Source organism: Ruegeria sp. CDSC085, from assembly GCF_059610465.1.
The window spans coordinates 148,992-169,269 of sequence record NZ_JBXWNR010000008.1 but is presented as its reverse complement, the minus strand read 5'-3'; the positions used below and the strand labels follow the sequence as shown (position 1 = coordinate 169,269).

18 protein-coding genes are annotated in these 20,278 nt (G+C 58.5%); 13 read left to right on the top strand and 5 right to left on the bottom strand.

Annotated features, from left to right (window positions below):
- Positions 1-180: 180 nt before the first annotated feature.
- On the top strand, positions 181-801 hold the full coding sequence (gene rpsD, locus AC2FJB_RS13555) for a 30S ribosomal protein S4 (protein WP_117872460.1): 621 nt from the start codon (positions 181-183) through the stop codon (positions 799-801).
- Between the two features lie 126 nt (positions 802-927).
- Here rpsD and AC2FJB_RS13550 read toward each other — a convergent pair whose 3' ends face one another.
- Positions 928-1,389 (bottom strand): Lrp/AsnC family transcriptional regulator, encoded by a 462-nt coding sequence (locus AC2FJB_RS13550; protein WP_117872462.1) that lies wholly within the window; start codon positions 1,387-1,389, stop codon positions 928-930.
- Between the two features lie 102 nt (positions 1,390-1,491).
- On the opposite strand from AC2FJB_RS13550, the gene AC2FJB_RS13545 reads away from it, so the two are divergent.
- From AC2FJB_RS13545 to AC2FJB_RS13530, 4 genes are all read left to right on the top strand, one after another.
- Complete coding sequence (locus AC2FJB_RS13545) at positions 1,492-2,907, top strand: aminotransferase class V-fold PLP-dependent enzyme (protein ID WP_496718711.1); 1,416 nt, start codon at positions 1,492-1,494, stop codon at positions 2,905-2,907.
- A gap of 64 nt (positions 2,908-2,971) precedes the next feature.
- The gene (gene hisC / locus AC2FJB_RS13540) at positions 2,972-4,057 is read left to right on the top strand and encodes a histidinol-phosphate transaminase (RefSeq protein ID WP_496718712.1); all 1,086 of its coding nucleotides are present in this window, start codon (positions 2,972-2,974) and stop codon (positions 4,055-4,057) included.
- A complete protein-coding gene (locus tag AC2FJB_RS13535) occupies positions 4,054-4,974 on the top strand; it encodes a prephenate/arogenate dehydrogenase family protein (RefSeq protein ID WP_117872469.1) in 921 nt (306 codons plus the stop codon). Before hisC ends, AC2FJB_RS13535 begins: the two co-directional genes overlap by 4 nt.
- Entirely contained in the window at positions 4,971-5,804 is an 834-nt protein-coding gene (locus AC2FJB_RS13530; protein WP_496674184.1) for an extensin-like domain-containing protein, read from the top strand. The genes AC2FJB_RS13535 and AC2FJB_RS13530 overlap by 4 nt, the downstream gene beginning before the upstream one ends.
- Here the strand turns inward: AC2FJB_RS13530 and AC2FJB_RS13525 are convergent.
- Complete coding sequence (locus tag AC2FJB_RS13525; protein ID WP_496718713.1) at positions 5,801-6,799, bottom strand: DUF2125 domain-containing protein; 999 nt, start codon at positions 6,797-6,799, stop codon at positions 5,801-5,803. The two genes, AC2FJB_RS13530 and AC2FJB_RS13525, sit on opposite strands and share 4 nt — an antisense overlap.
- Before the next feature lie 67 nt (positions 6,800-6,866).
- Here AC2FJB_RS13525 and AC2FJB_RS13520 point away from each other — a divergent pair, with 67 nt between their 5' ends.
- The 3 genes from AC2FJB_RS13520 to AC2FJB_RS13510 all read left to right on the top strand — a co-directional run bounded on the left by AC2FJB_RS13520 (position 6,867) and on the right by AC2FJB_RS13510 (position 10,391).
- Positions 6,867-7,397, top strand: a complete 531-nt coding sequence (locus AC2FJB_RS13520) for a gamma-glutamylcyclotransferase (protein ID WP_496674190.1) — start codon at positions 6,867-6,869, stop codon at positions 7,395-7,397.
- 69 nt (positions 7,398-7,466) lie between these two features.
- Entirely contained in the window at positions 7,467-8,645 is a 1,179-nt protein-coding gene (locus AC2FJB_RS13515; RefSeq protein ID WP_117872478.1) for a biopolymer transporter ExbB, read from the top strand.
- Between the two features lie 3 nt (positions 8,646-8,648).
- Positions 8,649-10,391, top strand: coding sequence for a peptidoglycan -binding protein (locus tag AC2FJB_RS13510; protein ID WP_496674194.1), 1,743 nt, complete (start codon positions 8,649-8,651; stop codon positions 10,389-10,391).
- Positions 10,392-10,440: 49 nt separating this feature from the next.
- Here AC2FJB_RS13510 and AC2FJB_RS13505 read toward each other — a convergent pair whose 3' ends face one another.
- The 3 genes from AC2FJB_RS13505 to gloB all read right to left on the bottom strand — a co-directional run bounded on the left by AC2FJB_RS13505 (position 10,441) and on the right by gloB (position 14,732).
- Entirely contained in the window at positions 10,441-11,328 is an 888-nt protein-coding gene (locus AC2FJB_RS13505) for a YHYH protein (RefSeq protein ID WP_496718714.1), read from the bottom strand.
- A gap of 137 nt (positions 11,329-11,465) precedes the next feature.
- A complete protein-coding gene (gene clpA / locus AC2FJB_RS13500) occupies positions 11,466-13,790 on the bottom strand; it encodes an ATP-dependent Clp protease ATP-binding subunit ClpA (protein WP_496674200.1) in 2,325 nt (774 codons plus the stop codon).
- A gap of 174 nt (positions 13,791-13,964) precedes the next feature.
- Positions 13,965-14,732 carry a hydroxyacylglutathione hydrolase gene (gene gloB / locus AC2FJB_RS13495; protein ID WP_496718715.1) on the bottom strand — a complete coding sequence of 256 codons (768 nt, stop codon included), beginning with the start codon at positions 14,730-14,732 and terminating at the stop codon, positions 13,965-13,967.
- 61 nt (positions 14,733-14,793) lie between these two features.
- Between gloB and AC2FJB_RS13490 the strand changes: the two genes are divergently transcribed.
- From AC2FJB_RS13490 to atpD, 5 genes are all read left to right on the top strand, one after another.
- Positions 14,794-15,528 carry a class I SAM-dependent methyltransferase gene (locus tag AC2FJB_RS13490; protein WP_117872983.1) on the top strand — a complete coding sequence of 245 codons (735 nt, stop codon included), beginning with the start codon at positions 14,794-14,796 and terminating at the stop codon, positions 15,526-15,528.
- A gap of 302 nt (positions 15,529-15,830) precedes the next feature.
- Positions 15,831-16,391, top strand: coding sequence for a F0F1 ATP synthase subunit delta (locus tag AC2FJB_RS13485; protein ID WP_299895526.1), 561 nt, complete (start codon positions 15,831-15,833; stop codon positions 16,389-16,391).
- Positions 16,392-17,930, top strand: coding sequence for a F0F1 ATP synthase subunit alpha (gene atpA, locus AC2FJB_RS13480; RefSeq protein ID WP_117872491.1), 1,539 nt, complete (start codon positions 16,392-16,394; stop codon positions 17,928-17,930).
- A gap of 15 nt (positions 17,931-17,945) precedes the next feature.
- Positions 17,946-18,824 (top strand): F0F1 ATP synthase subunit gamma, encoded by an 879-nt coding sequence (locus AC2FJB_RS13475; protein ID WP_299895520.1) that lies wholly within the window; start codon positions 17,946-17,948, stop codon positions 18,822-18,824.
- A 20-nt stretch (positions 18,825-18,844) separates the two neighbouring features.
- Entirely contained in the window at positions 18,845-20,269 is a 1,425-nt protein-coding gene (atpD, locus tag AC2FJB_RS13470) for a F0F1 ATP synthase subunit beta (RefSeq protein ID WP_117872495.1), read from the top strand.
- The last annotated feature ends 9 nt before the right edge of the window (positions 20,270-20,278 follow it).

Sequence of the window (20,278 nt, the reverse complement as noted above, 5' to 3'; positions counted from 1 at the left end):
GATCGATTTTCTGAACTTTGCTGAATGCTGTGTTGACTCCGACGGCATTGCGGCTATAAGCGCGGCTTCATTGGTGTTGGTGGCCCCCGCAAGGGGATGCCTGTCATGGGGGAAACCTCAAGAGGACAACGCCCTTCATAGTGGCCCGTTAGGGCTTCGACAAAACGAAGGAGATCAGCCGTGACCAAACGCACGTCTGCCAAGTACAAAATCGACCGCCGGATGGGCGAAAACATCTGGGGTCGTCCGAAATCCCCGGTCAACCGTCGTGAATACGGCCCCGGCCAGCACGGTCAGCGCCGCAAGGGCAAACTGTCGGACTTTGGTCTGCAGTTGCGCGCCAAGCAGAAGCTGAAAGGCTATTATGGCGACCTGACCGAGAAGCAGTTCCGCCGCATCTACGCCGAAGCCGAGCGTGTGAAGGGCGACACCGGTGAAAACCTGATCGGCCTGCTGGAGCGCCGCCTGGACGCCGTTGTTTACCGCGCCAAGTTCGTTGCAACCGTCTTTGCCGCGCGCCAGTTCGTGAACCACGGCCACGTCAAAGTGAACGGCAAGCGGGTCAACATCCCGTCCTACCGCGTCAAAGAAGGCGACGTGATCGAGGTGCGCGACAAATCCAAGCAGCTGGCTGTTGTTCTGGAAGCCGCTGCGTTGGCTGAGCGCGACGTTCCTGACTACATTGACGCCGACCACTCGAAAATGACCGCGACTTTCGTGCGCGCTCCGTCGCTGGGCGACGTGCCGTACCCGGTCATGATGGAACCGAACCTGGTCGTCGAATTCTACGCCAAGAACTAATCTTCGCAGCACCCGAATTCCGAAAGGCCGCGCTTTTTGCGCGGTCTTTTTTGTTTGATGGGGACTCTGCCTCCATCGCAACGGCCCGCGCCTTCCCTGAGGGTTATTGGCCAGATAAGGTGCGGGTCAGATCGGCAGGGGTCTGCCTTCGGCAATCGCTTCCATTGCGAAATACGATGTCACGCTGTCCAGCTCGACCTTTTCGATCAATCGCTGATAGACCTTGTCATAAGATGTCATATCCTGTGTTACGACTTTCAACTGATAGTCGTAATCTCCTCCGATCCGATGAAAATCCACGACTTCCGGGATCGTCAGAACGTGGCTCCGAAACGCTTGAAGCCACTGAGCGGAATGATGTCGTGTGCGGAGCATGACAAAGACCACAAGGCTCAAACCCAGTTTCTCACGTGCGATGCGGGCCGTGGACCCGATCAGAACGCCGTTTTCGTTCAGGGCCTTCAAGCGCCGCCAGCAAGCGTTTTGAGAAAGTCCCACACGATCCGCCAATTCCCGCTGCGACAGAGTGGCGTCCTTTTGTAGTTCTTTCAGAATGCGCGTGTCAATTTGATCTAATTTTGATGTCATAACTGATCATATGACACAAAATTTTTAAAATCCACGCAAAGATAGGTGAAGTTTTTGCGGCTCGAAAATATCACATTGGTAGGGCAGTAAGGAGCCAACATAATGACCCTGTCCAAATTTCGTGCGGAACTCTGTTCCACCACTCACAATTCAAATCTGCGCGATGGGCTGATCGGCGAGAACGTTCTGATCCCGGGTCTGCATGGAGACGTGCCGCTTGTCTATGCGGATTACGTCGCTTCGGGCCGCGCATTGCGGCAGGTCGAGGATTTTGTGGCGCAGGATGTTTTGCCGTTTTACGCAAACAGTCACACCGAGGCCTCCTACTGCGGATCCTACATGACACGTCTGCGCCGCGAAGCGCGGGCAGAAATAGCCCGCATTGTTGGTGCTCGGGAAGAGGACGCGGTGATCTTTGCCGGGTCTGGCGCCACTGCGGGGCTCAATCGGTTGGTCAGCCTGCTAGGGGTGGCAGAGGCTGACCAGCCGATTGTCTTAATCGGTCCGTATGAGCATCATTCGAATATTCTGCCGTGGCGCGAAAGCAAAGCACGTGTCATCGAGATTCCCGAGGCCGAGGGTGGTGGTGTGGACCTACATGCGCTGAAAGCCGCGCTGGAGGCCCATGCGGATGCCGATTTGGTGGTCGGATCATTTTCCGCCGCGTCCAACGTGACTGGTATTATCACCGATCCTGATCCGGTCACGCGAATGCTCAACGCGCATGGTGCTTTGGCCGTTTGGGACTATGCCGGTGGCGGGCCTTACCTGCCGATGGACATGGGGCCCGAAGGTGCCCGCAAGGATGCGATCGTGGTTTCGCCGCACAAGTTTCCCGGTGGCCCGGGCGCGTCAGGCGTTTTGGTTGTGAACCAATCTGCCGTGAAACGAACATGTCCTAGCTGGCCGGGCGGTGGAACCGTCAGCTTCGTATCACCGTGGCGGCATGACTACAGTGCCGATCTGGCCACAAGGGAAGAGGCCGGGACACCCAACGTGATCGGAGACATTCGTGCGGCGCTGGCCTTCATCGTCAAGGATGTCGTCGGAACGGACGAAATCGCCCGGCGTGAGGTGCAGTACAATCAAATGGCGCTGGAAGGGTGGAAGAACAACCCGAACCTCACCCTGCTTGGGGTCGAGAGCGCGCATCGTCTGCCGATCTTCTCTTTCCTGGTGCGCGGCAATGCGGGTCAGCCTGTGCATCAGCAATTGTTCACGCGGATGCTCAGCGATATCTACGGCATTCAGGTGCGGGGCGGCTGTGCCTGTGCAGGACCCTATGCCCACCGCTTGCTGGGGATTGATCAGGCAACGTCAGAGGCGCTGCACGCTGCCTTGTCCGCAGGGGAAGAAATGAAAAAGCCCGGTTGGGTGCGACTGAATTTCTCGTATCTGATGAGCGAGGCAACGGTTCGGTTCATCATCGACAGCGTCAATGACCTGTCACACCGGACCGAGGAGTTCGCGCCATACTACAGCGCCGACCCGACAACCGCGCGCTTCAAAGCCGCATGAGGGAATTGTCGCTTTTCTCAATCCGTTGAGACAGGTATGAGAGGCCCATTCAACGGAGCCTCTCATGACCAAGATCACCCCACAACCCGGCATTATGGACATCGCGCTGTATCAGGGCGGCCAGTCGCATGTGGCCGGTGTGGAGCATGTGATCAAGCTGAGCTCGAACGAGAACCCGTTCGGACCAAGCCCCAAAGCGATTGAGGCAGTGCGCGACACCGCTGCCACCCTGCACCGTTATCCCGGCACCGACCATGCAAGCCTGCGCGAGGCGATCGGCGTACGCCACGGACTGGACCCTGCGCGGATCATCTGCGGTGTCGGCAGCGACGAGGTTTTGCAATTCGTCGCTCAGGCCTATGCGGGGCCGGGGGACGAGGTGATCTATACCGAGCACGGGTTTTCCATGTACCCGATCATCGCCCGTATGGCCGGTGCGACGCCGGTCATGGTGGCCGAGCGTGACCGCAAAGTGGATGTGGCGGCTATTCTTGCCGCTGTGACGGGGCAGACGCGGATCGTGTTTGTCACCAATCCCGGCAATCCAACCTCGACCATGATCTCGAACGACGAACTGGAACGTTTGGCGCTGGGTCTGCCCAACACTTGCCTGATGGTTCTGGATGGCGCTTATGCCGAATTTGTCGACGGGTTCGATGGCGGGGCGTCGCTGGTTGACGCCCATGAGAATGTGATCATGACGCGCACCTTCTCAAAAGTGTACGGGCTGGGCGGTATGCGTGTCGGCTGGGGCTATGCACATCAACCGATCATCGACGTGCTGAACCGGGTGCGCCAGCCGTTCAACCTGTCGCTGACAGCATTGGCAGCAGCTGAAGCCGCGGTGAACGACGTCGAGTTTCTCTCTTTCTGCCAATCCGAGAATGCGCGCTTGCGTGTATGGCTGGCGGATGAGTTGGCAAAAGTCGGTGTTCCGTCGGATCCGTCCTGTACCAACTTCATTCTTACACGTTTTGCCGATCAGGCCGAAGCCGAGGCCTGCGATGACTACCTGAAAACGCAGGGTTTGATTGTCCGCCGGGTTGCAGGCTACAACCTGCCGAACGCCTTGCGGATCACCGTGGGCGACGAAGAAGCGTGCCGCCGTGTGGTTGCGACGATCACTGCATTCAAAGAGGGCGCAGCATGAGCCAGATTTACGACCGCGTTGCGCTGATCGGGCTGGGGCTGATTGCTTCGTCCATGTTCTGGGCGATAAAACGTGCGGGTCTGGCCGGGGAAGTGACGGGTTATGCCCGGTCCGAGGAGACCCGAGAAACAGCACGCAGGATCGGACTGTGTGACCATGTTTGCGACTCGGCACGCGATGCGGTCGAAGGTGCCGATCTTGTTGTCCTGTGTGTGCCTGTGGGGGCTATGGGCGCAGTTGCAAAAGAGATTGCACCTGTGCTGAAGCCCGGTGCGACCGTTTCGGATGTGGGCTCGGTCAAGCGGGACGTCATTCGGGCGGTGCAGCCGCATATCCCCGACGGCGTGCACTTCATACCCGCGCACCCCTTGGCTGGGACCGAGCATTCCGGCCCTGAGTCTGGGTTTGCCGAGCTGTTTGACAATCGCTGGTGTCTGTTGGTCCCGGTCGAGGGTTCGGACCCGGATGCCATTGCCCGCCTGCGCGCGCTTTGGGAGGGCATGGGGTCATATGTTGATGAAATGGATGCGGATCACCATGATCTGGTCCTTGCCGTAACCTCTCATGCGCCACACCTGATTGCATACACGATGGTTGGCGTGGCCGACGATCTGCGACGGGTGACCGATAGCGAAGTCATCAAGTATTCGGCCGCCGGCTTCCGGGACTTCACCCGGATTGCCGCGTCCGACCCGACCATGTGGCGGGATGTGTTCCTGTCCAACAAGGATGCCACGCTGGAAATCCTGGGCCGGTTCACAGAAGAGCTTTTTGCCCTGCAACGCGCCATCCGTACCGGGGACGGTGATCATTTGTTTGACTACTTCACCCGCACCCGTGCTATTCGTCGCGGCATTATCGACGCGGGGCAGGACACGGATGCACCGGACTTTGGGCGGGGGAAGGCAAGTTCATGAGAGTGCGCTGGGGGCATATTCTGATCGGGGTCGCAGCTTTGGGTGCTGCGACGGTTCAGGCAGCGCCCCTTGACCAGTCTTTGGTGCCTCTCATGCGTCCCTCGCTTGTTCAGCAGGCTGCCAGCACGCCTATCGCCTTTGAAGTCGCCAAACGGCGCCCGGTTTCGCGCCCGGTTTCGCCGCAAGTCACGGCTGCAGCGGCGCGCCCGTCGGAACTGCCACTTCTGGGACCGGACACGTCCTTGATGCCTTATTTGCGACCCGAGTCGGTCGAACAGCAAGTATTGTTCAAAAGGAGCAAGCTGCGCAAAGGGTCTGTTTGCGGGGATATTGCCATTCAAGGCAAGCCTGTTGGCCGTGTGGGCAGCAAGAATTCAGCCTGCGGTGTCAAGGATGCGGTGCAGATCACCTCGGTTTCGGGTGTGATGCTCAGCCGTCCCTCGACTATGGATTGTGGCACCGCCAGTGCGTTGAACAAGTGGGTCGACAAGACCGTCAAACCCACCTTCAAACGCCGGGGCCCTGTGGTCGAATTGCAAGTAGCAGCCCATTATGCCTGCCGAACCCGCAACAACCGCAAAGGCGCGAAGATATCCGAACATGGCAAGGGGCGTGCGATCGATATCTCAGGTTTCAAAATGGCCGACGGTGAGGTGGTGACCGTCCTGAACGGGTGGCGCAAGAACCCGTCTCAGAAACAGCTCAAGAAGATCTGGCGCGGGGCGTGCGGCCCGTTCGGCACCGTGCTGGGGCCAAATTCAGATCGTTATCACAAGGACCACTTTCACCTTGATACGGCCCGCTACCGCAGCGGACCCTACTGCCGTTAACGCAGGATCAGGCGCGGGGCGGGGCCCAAAGGCAATGGCCCCAGTGCCACGAAACCATCCCGAAAGTTCAGTTGCAGGTCCACGGCGTTGGGGTTGCCGCCCAGCCCCGCCAAAAAGTTCAGTGCCCGGGTAACGGGATTCACCGCCTGATCGGGAAGGGCACCCGCCGCATTTGCCATGGCGATCATGTCGCGCCAGTTTTCGGCTTTGACGGCGATCTCTCCGGTCGGGATGCCTTGTGCGTCCACATCCAGATCGCCGGTCGCAAACAGGCGCAACTCACCCCATTTGATCTCGACCAGACGCAGATCAATGGCGACAGGCTGCGGTCGGCTGTCTTCCAGGGCGGACCGGTCCCAAACCTTGTCGAAAGTGGTGACCATATCCAGTTCCAGCGTTTCAAAGCTTTGTGGTAACGAATTGGCGGAATGCATCAGGGCCCGCAGTTTTTCCCCCGGTGTGAACCCATCCGCGCGGGCTGTGATGGCATAGGCTTCTGAAACTGGCGTTTGTTCCATGATCAGGCTCAGCGTGTCTCCGGAGGCCAGCGTGGTGGTGTTTTCCGTTACCGACCATGCCCCCGCCGTCAAAGCCATTTTTTCCAGCACGAGCGAGACGCCCGGCTGCAATTGCAGCTCGGCAAGCAATTCGTCAGCCACAATTGTTGATGTCTGGTCGAAGTATGACAGGCGTTGCGGCGTGTCTGCGAAGCGCAATACCTGACGACCGGGCCAGATGGCGGGGCTTTTGAATTCGATCCAGTCCGCGCTCCATGCAGTGCCATTTACCGGGTCGGCCAACGCCGGATTGTTCAGACGGGTCATGTGGTGGGTTGGATAGCCGGCCGTTGCGACATCCGAGAAATCCGCCTGCCAGCCGCGTGTCTCCTGCTGGTCGAACCAGCCAGTGATCGCAGAGCGCAGGCCATACCCGGCCACGAACCAATATGCGCTCCACGCAATGGTAACAAAAATCAACACTCGTATCAGACGCATCCGAAATGGCCCTTTTTCCTGCCTTGGAATTGATGTTTATAGGCCGAAACAGGCAAGGACCAGTGCAATGACGATGTGGGTTTTCGGATATGGATCGCTGCTGTGGAATCCGGGCTTTCCGGTGGCGCGCAGTGAACGCGCGACGCTGCACGGGTTTGCCCGGTCCTTCTGCATGAGTTCGATCCACCACCGCGGGACAGAGGAAAAACCCGGTCTGGTGCTGGCACTGGACGAACAGGAGAACGCAAGTTGCACGGGTTTGGCCCTTGCGGTCGAGGCGGGTCACGAAGACCGAACGCTGCAAGAGCTGCGCGAGCGCGAGTTGATTTCATCGGCTTATGTCGAACGTATGTTGGATGTGCATCTGGAAAGCGGAGACATCGAAAATGCCGTGACCTATGTGATCGATGCCGACCACGTCCAGTATTGCGGTGGGATGGCGTTGGAGGAACAGGCCCGGATCATCGCACATGCGGTCGGCGGGCGTGGTCCGAATGACGAATACCTCTACAACACTGCCGAACATCTGGCCGAGATCGGCCTGCGTGATCACGATCTTGAGTGGTTGGCGCAACGGGTCCGCAGTATCACCGCATAAACTCTTGGCGTCGCGAGCGGAATGTCGCTAGATTCGACGCAAAGCAGGCAAAAATCGGGAACCACGCGCATGGCGCAGGCACATCAGGGCGCGAGACCTCATTTCTCGCATCCAATTCGACAAATTCTGTTGATGTTGATGGCGATCGGCCTGTCCGGGCTGGGGGTGTTTCTGGCGCTTCCATACGTATTGCCGGTTTTTTATGCCAATCCGTATCTGAATGGCTTCATCCTGATTGTGTTCTTTATCGGCGTCTTCGCCTGTTTTTATCAGGTTACGCAGCTGATCGGGTCCGTGCGTTGGATCGAAGCCTTTGTTGGCGGTGTTGTTCGGGAAGATGCTCGAACACCACAGTTGCTGGCGCCTTTGGCTTCGCTGCTGCGCGAGCGAGGCGCGCGCTCGCAGATCAGCTCCACCTCTACCCGGTCTATTCTGGATTCCGTGGCAGAGCGGGTCGAAGAAGAGCGGGAAATCACACGTTATATCACCAACGTGCTGATTTATCTGGGTCTACTGGGTACATTCTTTGGTCTGGCGACAACCGTTCCGGCCATTGTTGACACCATCCGCAGCCTGAACCCGCAGGAAGGCGAGGAGGGTCTGGCTGTTTTCAATCGCCTGATGACGGGGCTCGAGGCACAGCTGCAAGGAATGGGCGTCGCGTTCGGATCGTCTTTGCTGGGTCTGGCGGGGTCTCTTGTCGTTGGTCTGCTCGAGGTCTTTGCCGGGCACGGTCAGAACCGGTTCTATCGCGAACTCGAGGAGTGGCTGTCGTCGATCACCCGAGTTGGATTTGCAGGTGGCGAAGAGGGCGGGGCAGAGATCGCCGTACTGACCCCTGTGCTGGATGCCATGTCAGAGCAGATGGATGCGTTACAGCATCTGTTTGCGGCTCAGGAAAGTGAAAGGGCGGAGGTTTCGGCCAAATTAGGGCAACTGGTCGATGTCATCGGTGAGATGAACAATCGCCAGGCCAATACCGAAAGTGTAACTTCTGCTTTGGAACGCGTGGCGCTTGGGCAGGACGCCCTGCTGGATCACATGCGCGATCATGGCGCAGGCGATGGCATCGATGCCGAAAGTCGGATGCGCCTGCGCTCGATGGATGTGCAACTGCTACGTATTCTTGAAGAGATTTCGGCGGGTCGGCAGGAAAGCATGAACGAATTCCGCAAGGATATCGAGCTGCTGGTCAAAGCTCTGACCCTGCCGCGGGGTGCCGTGCGCACCACGCCGGAAGGAGAATAACCCATGGCGCTGTCCCGCCGCACCGGACAACGATTCCAGGGCTCGGTCTGGCCCGGTTTCGTGGACGCGATGACGGGGCTGTTGATGGTGCTGACCTTCGTTTTGACCATCTTCATGGTGATTCAGTTCGTGTTGCGCGAAACCATCTCGGGGCAGGAAGACGAACTGACGACATTGGCAGACGAAGTTGCAGCGCTTGCGGGCGCGCTGGGTTTGGAAGAACGTGAAAACAGTCGCTTGCAGGCAAGGCTGGGTGCGTTGAACACGACACTGTCGCAGGCCGAAGACGATCTTGCGCAAGCGCAGTCACTGATCGCTTCGCTGAGTACCGAACGCGACCGTCAGGCCGCCGCGCTGGATCAGGCGCAGACCCGTATCACGAATTTCGAAGCACAGGTTGCCGCTCTGCTTGCCGAACAGGAACAGGCTTTGGGCGACATTGCCGCGCTTGAGACACAGCGCGAGCAATTGCTGACAGAGCAAGAGGCGCTGAACCTCGCCCTTGCACAAAGTCGGGACGAAATCGATGCGCAGACCGAAGCTGCCCGTTTGGCTGCCGCCCGCCGCGAGGCGCTGGAAGCACTCGTGGCCGATCTGGAGCAAAGCGGCGAAGAGCGTGCCGCGGAAATCACGGCCCTTGAACAGCAACTGAGCGATGAGGAAGCCGCCCGTCTGGCCGAAGCTGCTGCTGCTGAGGCATTGCGAAACCGCCTTCAGGATGCAGATGCCGAGCTGACGGCCATGACCCTGGCGCTGGAGTCGCAACGCAAAGAGGCCGAAGATACATTGACTCTTCTGGCTGCCGCGCAAGCCGCACGGGCCGAACTTGAGCGACAGTTCGGAGACGTAAACCCTGATGAATTGCGAGCCCAGCTTGAAGCCGCCTTTGAGGCGCAAACGCAAGCGCAGGCGGATGCTGATGAGCAACGCACTCTGGCCGAACAGAGGCAAGCTTTGCTGGCTCTGGCCGAGTCGACCTTGTCGGAGGAGAAAGAAATCTCTGCCGAGGCACAACGTGAGGCGGCCCTGCTGAACCAGCAGATTGCAGCCCTGCGCGGGCAGTTGGGGTCGTTGCAGGCTTTGCTGGACGATTTCGAAGACCGAAACGCTGCTGCCGAGGTGCAGATACAAACGCTGGGACAGGACCTGAACGCTGCATTGGCGCGGGCCGCATCTGAAGAACGCAGGCGGCGCTTGCTGGAAGAAGCGGAACGCCTGCGCATTGAGGCCGAGGCCGAGGCCCTGGCTGGCCAGAACGAAGAACTTGCCGCCCAGGCGGAAGACCTGCAACGCTATCGCTCGGAATTCTTCGGACGTCTGCGGGATGTCCTTGGCGAACAGGAAGGCGTGCGGATCGAAGGTGATCGCTTTGTGTTCTCGTCCGAAGTTTTGTTTCCGACGGGATCAGCGGTGCTGTCCGCAGAAGGGCGGCAGGAGGTTGCCAAGGTCGCCAATATCCTACGCAGTGTCGCCGCCGAAATCCCGCCTGGTCTGAATTGGGTGATCCGGGTCGACGGTCATACCGACAACGTTCCGCTGACTGGTTCGGGCCGATACCGGGACAATTGGGAACTCAGCCAAGGTCGCGCGTTGTCTGTTGTGCGCTATATGGTCGACGCGTTGGGCATTCCACCCAACCGCCTGGCGGCAAACGGGTTTGGTGAATTCCAGCCGGTCAACCCGGCTGACACACCCGAGGCACGGGCACAGAACCGCCGGATCGAGTTGAAACTCACGGAAAGATAGCAAAATCCTTGCTCTTGCCCGGGTAATCCGCGTGACTGGGGCAAACCGATTATGGTCTGCCGAAGCGAAAGCTTTGATCTGGTGTGCCCACGAAGCATCGGGGCACCACCGGGTAATCCTCGGTCAGAAAATACGCATAGGTTCCTGACGGGTATTCTGCTGAAACGGTAAAGGCGCCGTTGCATTGGTCCAAGTTGCCGTGACCCTGAACATAAGCGTAATCCTCGTTGAAGGTGCCGTCATGTCGCCCGTCCGGTGCATTGCCACCCGGACGGTTACCGGATTTCAGACGATAGGACGACGTCATTTCGGTCACTTTGCCCCCAACAACACCGGTCACAGCATAGATAGGGAAGCCATCTGCGGCGTAGCCGATCAACGGTGAGTGCTCGGACGGTGACCATCCCAGAAGTTCGACCTGCCCTGTCGGTACACCGTGATAGTGATACTTTCCGTTTGGCTGTACGTGGGCATGGTTGGCGTCCAGCCCCAAAGAAATGGCACCTCCCAACGCGTTGTAGGACCACCCGGAGCGGGGGTCGCCATGCCAGAACTCGGCCGCCAGCGGGTCAAACACAACCCCATTGAGTGACACGCCAAAGTTCCAACCCATTTGCAACGGCGTGATTGCGCCTTTGGCTATGGGTTTCGCGGGCAATTTCAACCTAACCTTCTGCTGTTCGATCTGGTGCGGATTGCCTTGGTTTGGAAACGGACCAACCAGATGATCAGGAATGCCATTGCCCGTCACTTTGATTTTTCCGCTTCGTTCTTTCAACGAGGCGCTGCTTGTTCCGGGGTTTTCGGTTGCTGGCACCAACCTCAGCGGTTCTGCGGTCGTTTCGTCGTGATAGCGAAACCTGTGCTGTGCAGTTGCCACCGCAGCCACGGCGGAAAGGGCAAAGGCGGTGCCCCAAAAGATAGAAATTTTGCTCACGTGCCGACCCCTGTCTTGTGCTGATCATTAAAGATGACACGCAGCAGAAGCCTGGTTCCGTCGCTTTTTTACTGCCAAAGCTGAAAAAGCCCGGCGATGGGGATCGCCGGGCTTTGAAAGAATGATCTGCTTTCGGCTCAGTCTGCCGTCAACAGAGGTGGTTTGTCTCCTGAAATGCGCCGTTGGTCCGGCCCAAGAATTTCAAGATCCAGTTCGCCCTTCTTGACCGAGACACGGACCACACCGCCCTTGGCCAGTTTGCCGAAAAGCAACTCCTCGGCCAGAGGCTTCTTGATGTGTTCCTGAATGACACGTCCCAGCGGGCGTGCACCCATCTTGTCGTCATATCCCTTGTCGGCCAGCCATTCGGCGGCTTTGGGCGTCAGATCGATGCTCACGCCGCGATCCAGCAGTTGCGCCTCAAGCTGTAGGACGAATTTCTCGACCACCTGCAAAATGACCTCTTTCGGCAGCGGTGCGAATGAGATCACGGCGTCCAGACGGTTCCGGAACTCCGGTGTAAACATGCGCTCGATCGCGGCCGTGTCTTCGCCTTCGCGCCGATCACGACCGAAGCCGATGGCGGCCTTGGCCTGCTCCTGTGCGCCCGCGTTCGAGGTCATGATCAGCACCACGTTGCGGAAGTTCACAGTGCGACCGTTGTGATCGGTCAGCTCGCCATGGTCCATCACCTGCAGCAGGATGTTGAACACGTCCGGGTGGGCCTTTTCGATCTCGTCCAGCAGCAATACGCAGTGCGGATGCTGGTCGACACCGTCGGTCAGCAAACCACCCTGATCGAATCCGACATAGCCCGGAGGGGCACCGATCAGGCGACTGACCGCGTGCTTCTCCATGTATTCCGACATGTCGAACCGAAGAAGCTCCACACCCAGCGTATCCGCCAGCTGTTTCGCCACCTCGGTTTTACCGACCCCGGTAGGACCAGCGAACAGGTAGTTGCCGATCGGTTTCTCAGGTTCGCGCAGACCGGCACGGGCCAGTTTGATCGCGCTGGACAGCGCCTCGATGGCCAGGTTCTGGCCAAACACCACCCGTTTCAGCGATGCTTCGAGGTCTTTCAGCACCAACGCATCATCCTTGGTAACGTTTTTGGGTGGAATACGCGCGATCTTGGCGACAACCGCCTCGATCTCTTTGACACCGATGGTCTTGCGCCGCTTGCTTTCCGCAACCAGATGCTGCGCCGCGCCGGCCTCATCGATCACGTCGATGGCCTTGTCGGGCAGTTTGCGGTCGTTGATGTAACGCGCCGACAGCTCGACCGCCGTCTTGATGGCATCGGCGGTGTATTTAATGTCGTGATGTTCTTCGAAATAGGGCTTCAGCCCGCGCAATATCTTTACGCTGTCTTCCACCGAAGGCTCGTTCACGTCGATCTTCTGGAACCGGCGGCTCAGCGCGCGGTCCTTTTCGAAGTGTTGACGGAACTCCTTGTAGGTGGTCGAGCCCATGGTGCGCAGCTTGCCGCCCTGAAGCGCAGGCTTAAGCAGGTTCGAGGCATCCATCGCACCGCCCGAGGTTGCTCCGGCACCGATCACGGTATGGATCTCGTCGATGAACAGTACCGCGTCAGGGTGATCCTCCAACTCGGTTACAACTGCTTTCAGGCGTTCTTCGAAATCACCGCGATAGCGGGTTCCGGCCAGCAGCGCACCCATGTCCAGCGAATAGATCGTGGTGTTTGCCAGCACGTCAGGGGCTTCGCCACCGACGATCTTGTGCGCAAGGCCTTCTGCGATGGCGGTCTTGCCTACACCCGGATCACCCACCAGCAATGGGTTGTTCTTGCGGCGGCGGCACAGCACCTGGATGCAGCGTTCCACCTCATCCGAGCGTCCGATCAGCGGATCGACATCGCCAGCTCGAGCCTTTGCGTTCAGATCCACGCAGTATTTTCCAAGCGCGCTTTCTTTCTGTTCGGTCTCACCGGATGTGGTCTGGGCGTCTTCTTCCACCTGATCCGCACCGGATACCGATCGGCTTTCGCCGTAGGCCGGATCTTTGGCAACGCCATGCGCGATGAAATTGACCGCGTCGTAACGGGTCATGTCCTGTTCCTGAAGGAAATAGGCGGCATTGCTTTCGCGTTCGGCGAAAATGGCGACCAGTACGTTGGCGCCGGTCACTTCGGTCCGGCCCGAGCTTTGTACGTGGATCGCAGCGCGCTGAATGACGCGCTGGAACGCTGCGGTGGGTACGGCTTCGGACCCGTCGATATCTGTGACCAGATTCGAAAGGTCTTCGTCGATGAACTCCACCAAAGTGCTGCGCAATTCGTCCAGATCGACACTGCACGCCTTCATGACGCGTACTGCATCGGGTTCTTCCAAGAGCGCCAGCAGCAAATGCTCCAGCGTTGCGAATTCATGGCGCCGTTCATTCGCAGCCGCCAGGGCCGCGTGGATGGCTTGTTCCAATGTGCTCGAGAATGAAGGCACGCGGGTGCTCCTCTGTCTTGGGTCAGGAGGGGGCGGTTTCTTGGCCGGAACCCCATCCCAACCATGTCCTCATACTATTAGAGTTTGGTTGATCGTGGCCCGGCTTCAAGGGTTTTCTTTCACTTGACAGTCACATTTGTTGTGACCGTGGCCCTGAAGAAGGGGAAATAGGCATCAGAACCGGTCTTTTCTACCCCGAATTTCTGCAAAAACGGCCTCAGGGTCGGCTCCAACCATGCCCAATTTCGTCTGAATCGCCGGATCGGCGGTCCTCAGGAACGGATTTGTGGCCTTTTCCAGGGCCAGAATGGTAGGAACAGTGGCTTTTCCGCCAGCACGCGCGCGGTCGATGTCAGCAATGCGATCTTTTAAGGCTTGGTTGTCGGGGTCGACGGTAATCGCGAATTTGGCGTTGGATTGTGCATATTCATGCCCTGAACAGACCAAAGTGTCGTCCGGCAGGGCGGCCAGCTTGTTCAGAGAGGCCCACATTTGTGCGGGCGTGCCCTCGAACAGGCGCCCACAACCCAGCGCCATCAGGCTGTCGGCGGTGAACACGGCAGAACTTTGCGGCATGTAGAAAGCGATATGACCGTCCGTGTGCCCGGAAACGTCCAGCACCTGAACGGATTCGCCGCCAATCTCGAAACTGTCTCCCTCGGTGACCTGCTGATCCAGCGGCGGCAGGCGATTTGCGTCAGCAGCGGCCCCGATGACCTTTGCCGGCTGTTTGGCCAATATTTCCGCCAGCCCGTCTACATGATCCCAGTGGTGATGGGTCAACAGCACATGTGACAGTGTCCATCCTCGGTCATCCAGCGCCTTCAGGATCGGTCCGGCCTCGGGCGTGTCGATCAGGGCGGTCTGGCCAGTGACGGCGTCATGCGCCAGAAAGGCGTAATTGTCGCTCAGGCACGGGATTGTAACGATTTCAAGAGGCATGGCCTTTTGCCCTTTCATTGCTAGACTGCGCCCAGCTAAGCCGATTGATCGGATGTCCGCAATGCATCTTGATGTACAGGATCTGAGGAACTTCTATTACCGCAGCACACTGGGTCGTGCGGCGCAGGCGGCTATTCGCGGGCGTCTGATCGAGCTATGGCCCGAAGCAAAGGGCCAGACAGTGGCAGGATTCGGTTTCGCCGTGCCTTTGCTGCGCCCCTATCTGTCGGATGCGCGTCGGGTCATCGGGCTGATGCCGGGACCACAGGGCGTCATGCCATGGCCGGCGGGGATGCCCAATGTCTCGGTCCTGACTGAAGAAACCCTCTGGCCAATCGAGACCGGCCACGTGGACAAGCTTGTGGTAATGCATGGGCTGGAAACGTCGGAACGGCCAAATCAGTTGCTTGATGAATGCTGGCGCGTGCTGGGCCCTGGTGGCCGGGCCGTCTTCATCGTTCCCAACCGGGCGGGTCTGTGGTCACGGTCGGACAAGACCCCGTTCGGGTTTGGACGCCCATACTCTGCAACTCAGCTGGAAAACCAGCTAAAGGAACATCACTTCCTGCCCGAGGCGCATTGTTCGGCTTTGTACATGCCTCCGTCATTTCGGCGATTCTGGTTGAAATCCGGCAGCCTGATCGAAAAGACCGGCCAGCGGATTCCGACGGTGATGGCAGGGGGGGTGCTGATGGTCGAAGTCAGCAAACATATTCGGCCGCCCAGCGGCAGCGTGACCAAGGATGCGGTCAAAAAACCGATCAAGGCGCTTGACGGTTTGCTAAAGCCCGCGTGACAATCGCGGGCTTTTAGGTGCGAAAAATAGAGGAAAAAAAGTCACAGGAATCGCAAAAACTTGCATATTCGTAACATTTTTCAACTGGACCAATGTGTTCAAACCGTCGCACTTGGCGTAAGTTCATGAAAAATAACAATTTGTGGATAAATCTGTTACCGCTATAGCGTATTGCTTGGTTGGTTCGGCTCTGCTACATCCCCGGTGATTTTGATCCCCGCCCTTCAAGGACGGGGTTTCTTCACGCCCCCGGGGTAGCTGCCGCACGCGAATTCGGGGCCCAAAGTATCGGAAGGGTGGACGTGTCCGAACCAGCTTCGATTTCCACTGGCATCGCCGAGCGCTATGCCACTGCGATCTTCGAGATCGCAAAAGAGAACAACGACCTTGCAGGTCTGGAATCCGGCATCAATGATCTGGCAGCAGCGCTGGGCGAAAGCGCCGAACTGCGCGACCTGATCGCCTCGCCGCTGGTTTCCCGCGCTGAACAGGAAAGCGCGATCACTGCAATCGCAGACAAGATGGGTCTGAACGCCATCCTGCGCAACACGCTGGGTCTGATGGCGCAGAAGCGCCGCCTGTTCGTCGTGCCGCAACTGCTGCAGGTTCTGCGCGACATGCTGGCCGAAGAGCGCGGCGAAGTGACCGCAGATGTTGCGTCGGCCAAGGCGTTGACCAAGACCCAACTGGAAAAACTGTCCAAGACGCTGTCCGAGCGCGTGGGCAAGACCGTGACTATCAATTCGACCGTGGATGAAAGCCTCATCGGCGGTCTTGTCGTTAAAGTGGGCTCGAAGATGATCGACAGTTCGATCCGTTCGAAGCTGAACTCCCTACAGAATGCAATGAAAGAGGTCGGATAAATGGGAATCCAAGCTGCAGAGATTTCTGCAATCCTGAAGGACCAGATCAAGAATTTTGGTCAAGAAGCCGAAGTGGCCGAGATCGGTCGCGTGCTGAGCGTCGGTGACGGGATTGCCCGTGTATACGGTCTGGACAATGTGCAAGCCGGTGAGATGGTCGAATTCCCCGGCGGCATCATGGGCATGGCGCTGAACCTGGAAAGCGACAACGTCGGTGTCGTTATCTTCGGGTCTGACCGCGACATCAAAGAAGGTGACACCGTCAAGCGCACCAACTCGATCGTGGACGTTCCGATCGGTGACGAGCTGCTGGGTCGCGTTGTAGACGGACTGGGCAACCCGCTGGACGGCAAGGGCCCGATCAACACAACCAAGCGCGGCGTTGCTGACGTTAAAGCACCGGGCATCATCCCGCGTAAATCGGTTCACGAGCCGATGGCAACCGGCCTGAAGTCGGTTGACGCGATGATCCCGATTGGCCGTGGCCAGCGTGAGCTGATCATTGGTGACCGCCAGACCGGTAAAACTGCCGTTGCTCTGGACGCGATCCTGAACCAGAAAACCTACAACGAAGCTGCTGGCGACGACGAGTCGAAGAAGCTGTATTGTGTTTATGTCGCGATCGGCCAAAAGCGTTCGACCGTTGCGCAGCTGGTGAAAAAACTGGAAGAATCCGGCGCGATTGAATACTCGATCGTCGTGGCCGCAACCGCGTCCGACCCGGCGCCGATGCAGTTCCTTGCACCCTATGCCGCAACTGCGATGGCTGAATACTTCCGTGACAATGGCCGCCACGCGCTGATCATCTATGATGACCTGTCGAAACAGGCTGTGTCCTATCGTCAGATGTCGCTGCTGCTGCGCCGTCCGCCCGGACGTGAAGCCTATCCTGGTGACGTATTCTATCTTCACTCTCGCCTGCTGGAGCGTTCGGCGAAGCTGAACGAGGACTTCGGCGCAGGTTCGCTGACTGCTCTGCCGGTCATCGAAACCCAGGGCGGTGACGTTTCTGCGTTTATTCCGACCAACGTGATCTCGATCACCGACGGTCAGATCTTTCTGGAAACCGAATTGTTCTATCAGGGTATCCGTCCTGCCGTGAACACCGGTCTGTCGGTTTCGCGTGTGGGCTCTTCGGCTCAGACCAACTCGATGAAGTCGGTTGCCGGCCCGGTGAAACTGGAACTTGCTCAGTACCGCGAAATGGCTGCCTTTGCGCAGTTCGGTTCCGACCTTGACGCCGCGACCCAGCAGCTGCTGAACCGTGGCGCGCGTCTGACCGAGCTGATGAAACAGCCGCAGTACTCGCCGCTGACCAACGCGGAAATTGTCTGCGTCATCTTCGCTGGCACCAACGGTTATCTCGACAAGATCGAAGTATCGGACGTTGGCCGTTATGAGGCTGGCCTGCTGGCGCATCTGCGCGGAAAACACGCCGACCTGCTTGAATGGATCACCAACGACGATCCCAAGATCAAGGGCGATGCTTCCGACAGGATCAAGGCTGCGATTGACGAATACGCCGCAACCTTCGCTTAAGGGAGAGGCGGGCATATGCCAAATCTTAAGGATCTTAAAAACAGGATCGAGTCGGTCAAATCGACCCGCAAGATCACCAAGGCCATGCAGATGGTCGCGGCTGCAAAACTGCGCCGCGCCCAGGAATCTGCCGAAGCCTCGCGCCCCTATGCCGAGCGGTTCAATGCCGTGATGGCGGGGCTGGCGGCTTCGGTCGGAGGCAGCGACAGCGCCCCCAAGCTGCTCCGTGGTACGGGCAGTGATGATGTCCATCTGCTGGTTGTCATGACAGCTGAACGCGGCCTGTGTGGCGGCTTCAACTCGAACATCGCCAAGCTGGCCCGTGTCAAAGCGGAAGAGCTGCGCCTGAAGGGCAAAACGGTCAAGGTTCTGACCGTCGGCAAGAAAGGCCGCGACGCGCTCAAGCGTGATTTGGGTGATCTGTTCGTTGGACATGTGGACCTGAGCGAGGTCAAGCGTCTGGGGTATACCAACGCACAGGACATCGCGAAGGACATCCTGTCCCGCTTCGACGGGGGTGAGTTCGACGTTGCCACGATCTTCTATTCGAAGTTCGTCAACGTCGTGACCCAGATCCCGACGGCACAGCAAATCATCCCTGCCTCGTTCGAGGACGATGCGTCGGGTGACGACAGCGGTGCCATCTTCGACTACGAGCCCAGCGAAGAGGCCATCCTGGCCGACTTGCTGCCCAAGGGGGTTGCAACAGCGATCTTCTCGGCTCTGCTTGAAAACGGAGCGTCAGAACAGGGTGCACGGATGTCCGCGATGGACAACGCGACACGCAACGCGGGTGAGATGATCGACAAGCTGACGATCCAGTTCAACCGTTCGCGTCAAGCCGTGATCACCAACGAGCTGATTGAAATTATTTCCGGCGCCGAAGCGCTGTAGAGACAAACCGGAGACGAAACATGGCGAATGCAAAAGGCAAAGTCACACAGATCATCGGGGCCGTCGTTGACGTGCATTTCGATGATCAGCTGCCTGAAATTCTGAACGCGCTGGAAACCACCAACAACGGCAAGCGCCTGGTGTTGGAAGTTGCTCAGCATTTGGGTGAAAACACCGTCCGCACCATCGCGATGGACGCGACCGAAGGTCTGGTCCGTGGCGAAGCAGTGACCGACACCGGCGCCCCAATCTCGGTACCGGTTGGTAACGCAACTCTGGGCCGCATCCTGAACGTTGTTGGTGATCCGATCGACGAGAAGGGCCCGGTTGAGGCAGCCGAAGTCCGGGCGATCCACCAGCCTGCGCCGAGCTTCGCAGAACAATCGACAGAGTCGGAAGTTCTGGTGACCGGCATCAAAGTTGTTGACTTGCTGGCCCCTTATGCGAAAGGCGGTAAGATCGGCCTGTTCGGCGGCGCCGGCGTTGGCAAGACCGTTCTGATCATGGAACTGATCAACAACATCGCAAAAGTGCACTCGGGTTTCTCTGTGTTCGCGGGTGTTGGTGAACGGACCCGTGAAGGGAACGACCTGTACCACGAGATGATCGAATCGAACGTTATCAAGCCGGACAACCTGTCGGAATCGCAGGTGGCCCTGGTTTACGGTCAGATGAACGAGCCTCCGGGTGCGCGTGCACGTGTTGCTCTGACCGGCCTGACCCTGGCCGAGCAGTTCCGCGACCAGTCCGGTACAGACGTTCTGTTCTTCGTCGACAATATCTTCCGCTTCACGCAGGCGGGCTCCGAGGTTTCGGCTCTGCTGGGTCGTATTCCTTCCGCTGTGGGCTACCAGCCGACGCTGGCCACTGACATGGGCGCCCTGCAGGAACGCATCACCTCGACCAAATCGGGCTCGATCACTTCGGTTCAGGCGATCTACGTGCCTGCGGACGACCTGACCGACCCTGCGCCGGCAACCTCGTTTGCTCACCTGGACGCGACCACCGTTCTTAACCGTGCGATCTCGGAAAAGGGTATCTACCCGGCTGTGGACCCGCTCGACTCGACCTCGCGTCTGCTCGATCCGGCCATCGTTGGTGAAGAGCACTACAAGGTTGCAACCGACGTTCAGCAGATCCTCCAGCGCTACAAGTCGCTGCAGGACATCATCGCCATCCTCGGCATGGACGAATTGTCGGAAGAAGACAAACTGACCGTGGCCCGTGCCCGTAAGATCGAACGTTTCCTGTCGCAGCCGTTCGACGTGGCCGAGGTCTTCACCGGCAGCCCTGGCGTTCAGGTTCCTCTGGATGTCACCATCTCGTCGTTCAAGGCCGTTGTGGCCGGCGAATACGATCACCTGCCCGAAGCGGCCTTCCTGATGGTTGGCGGTATCGACGACGTGATCGCCAAAGCGGAAAAGATGGCCGCAGAAGCCGCCTAAGGAGTATCC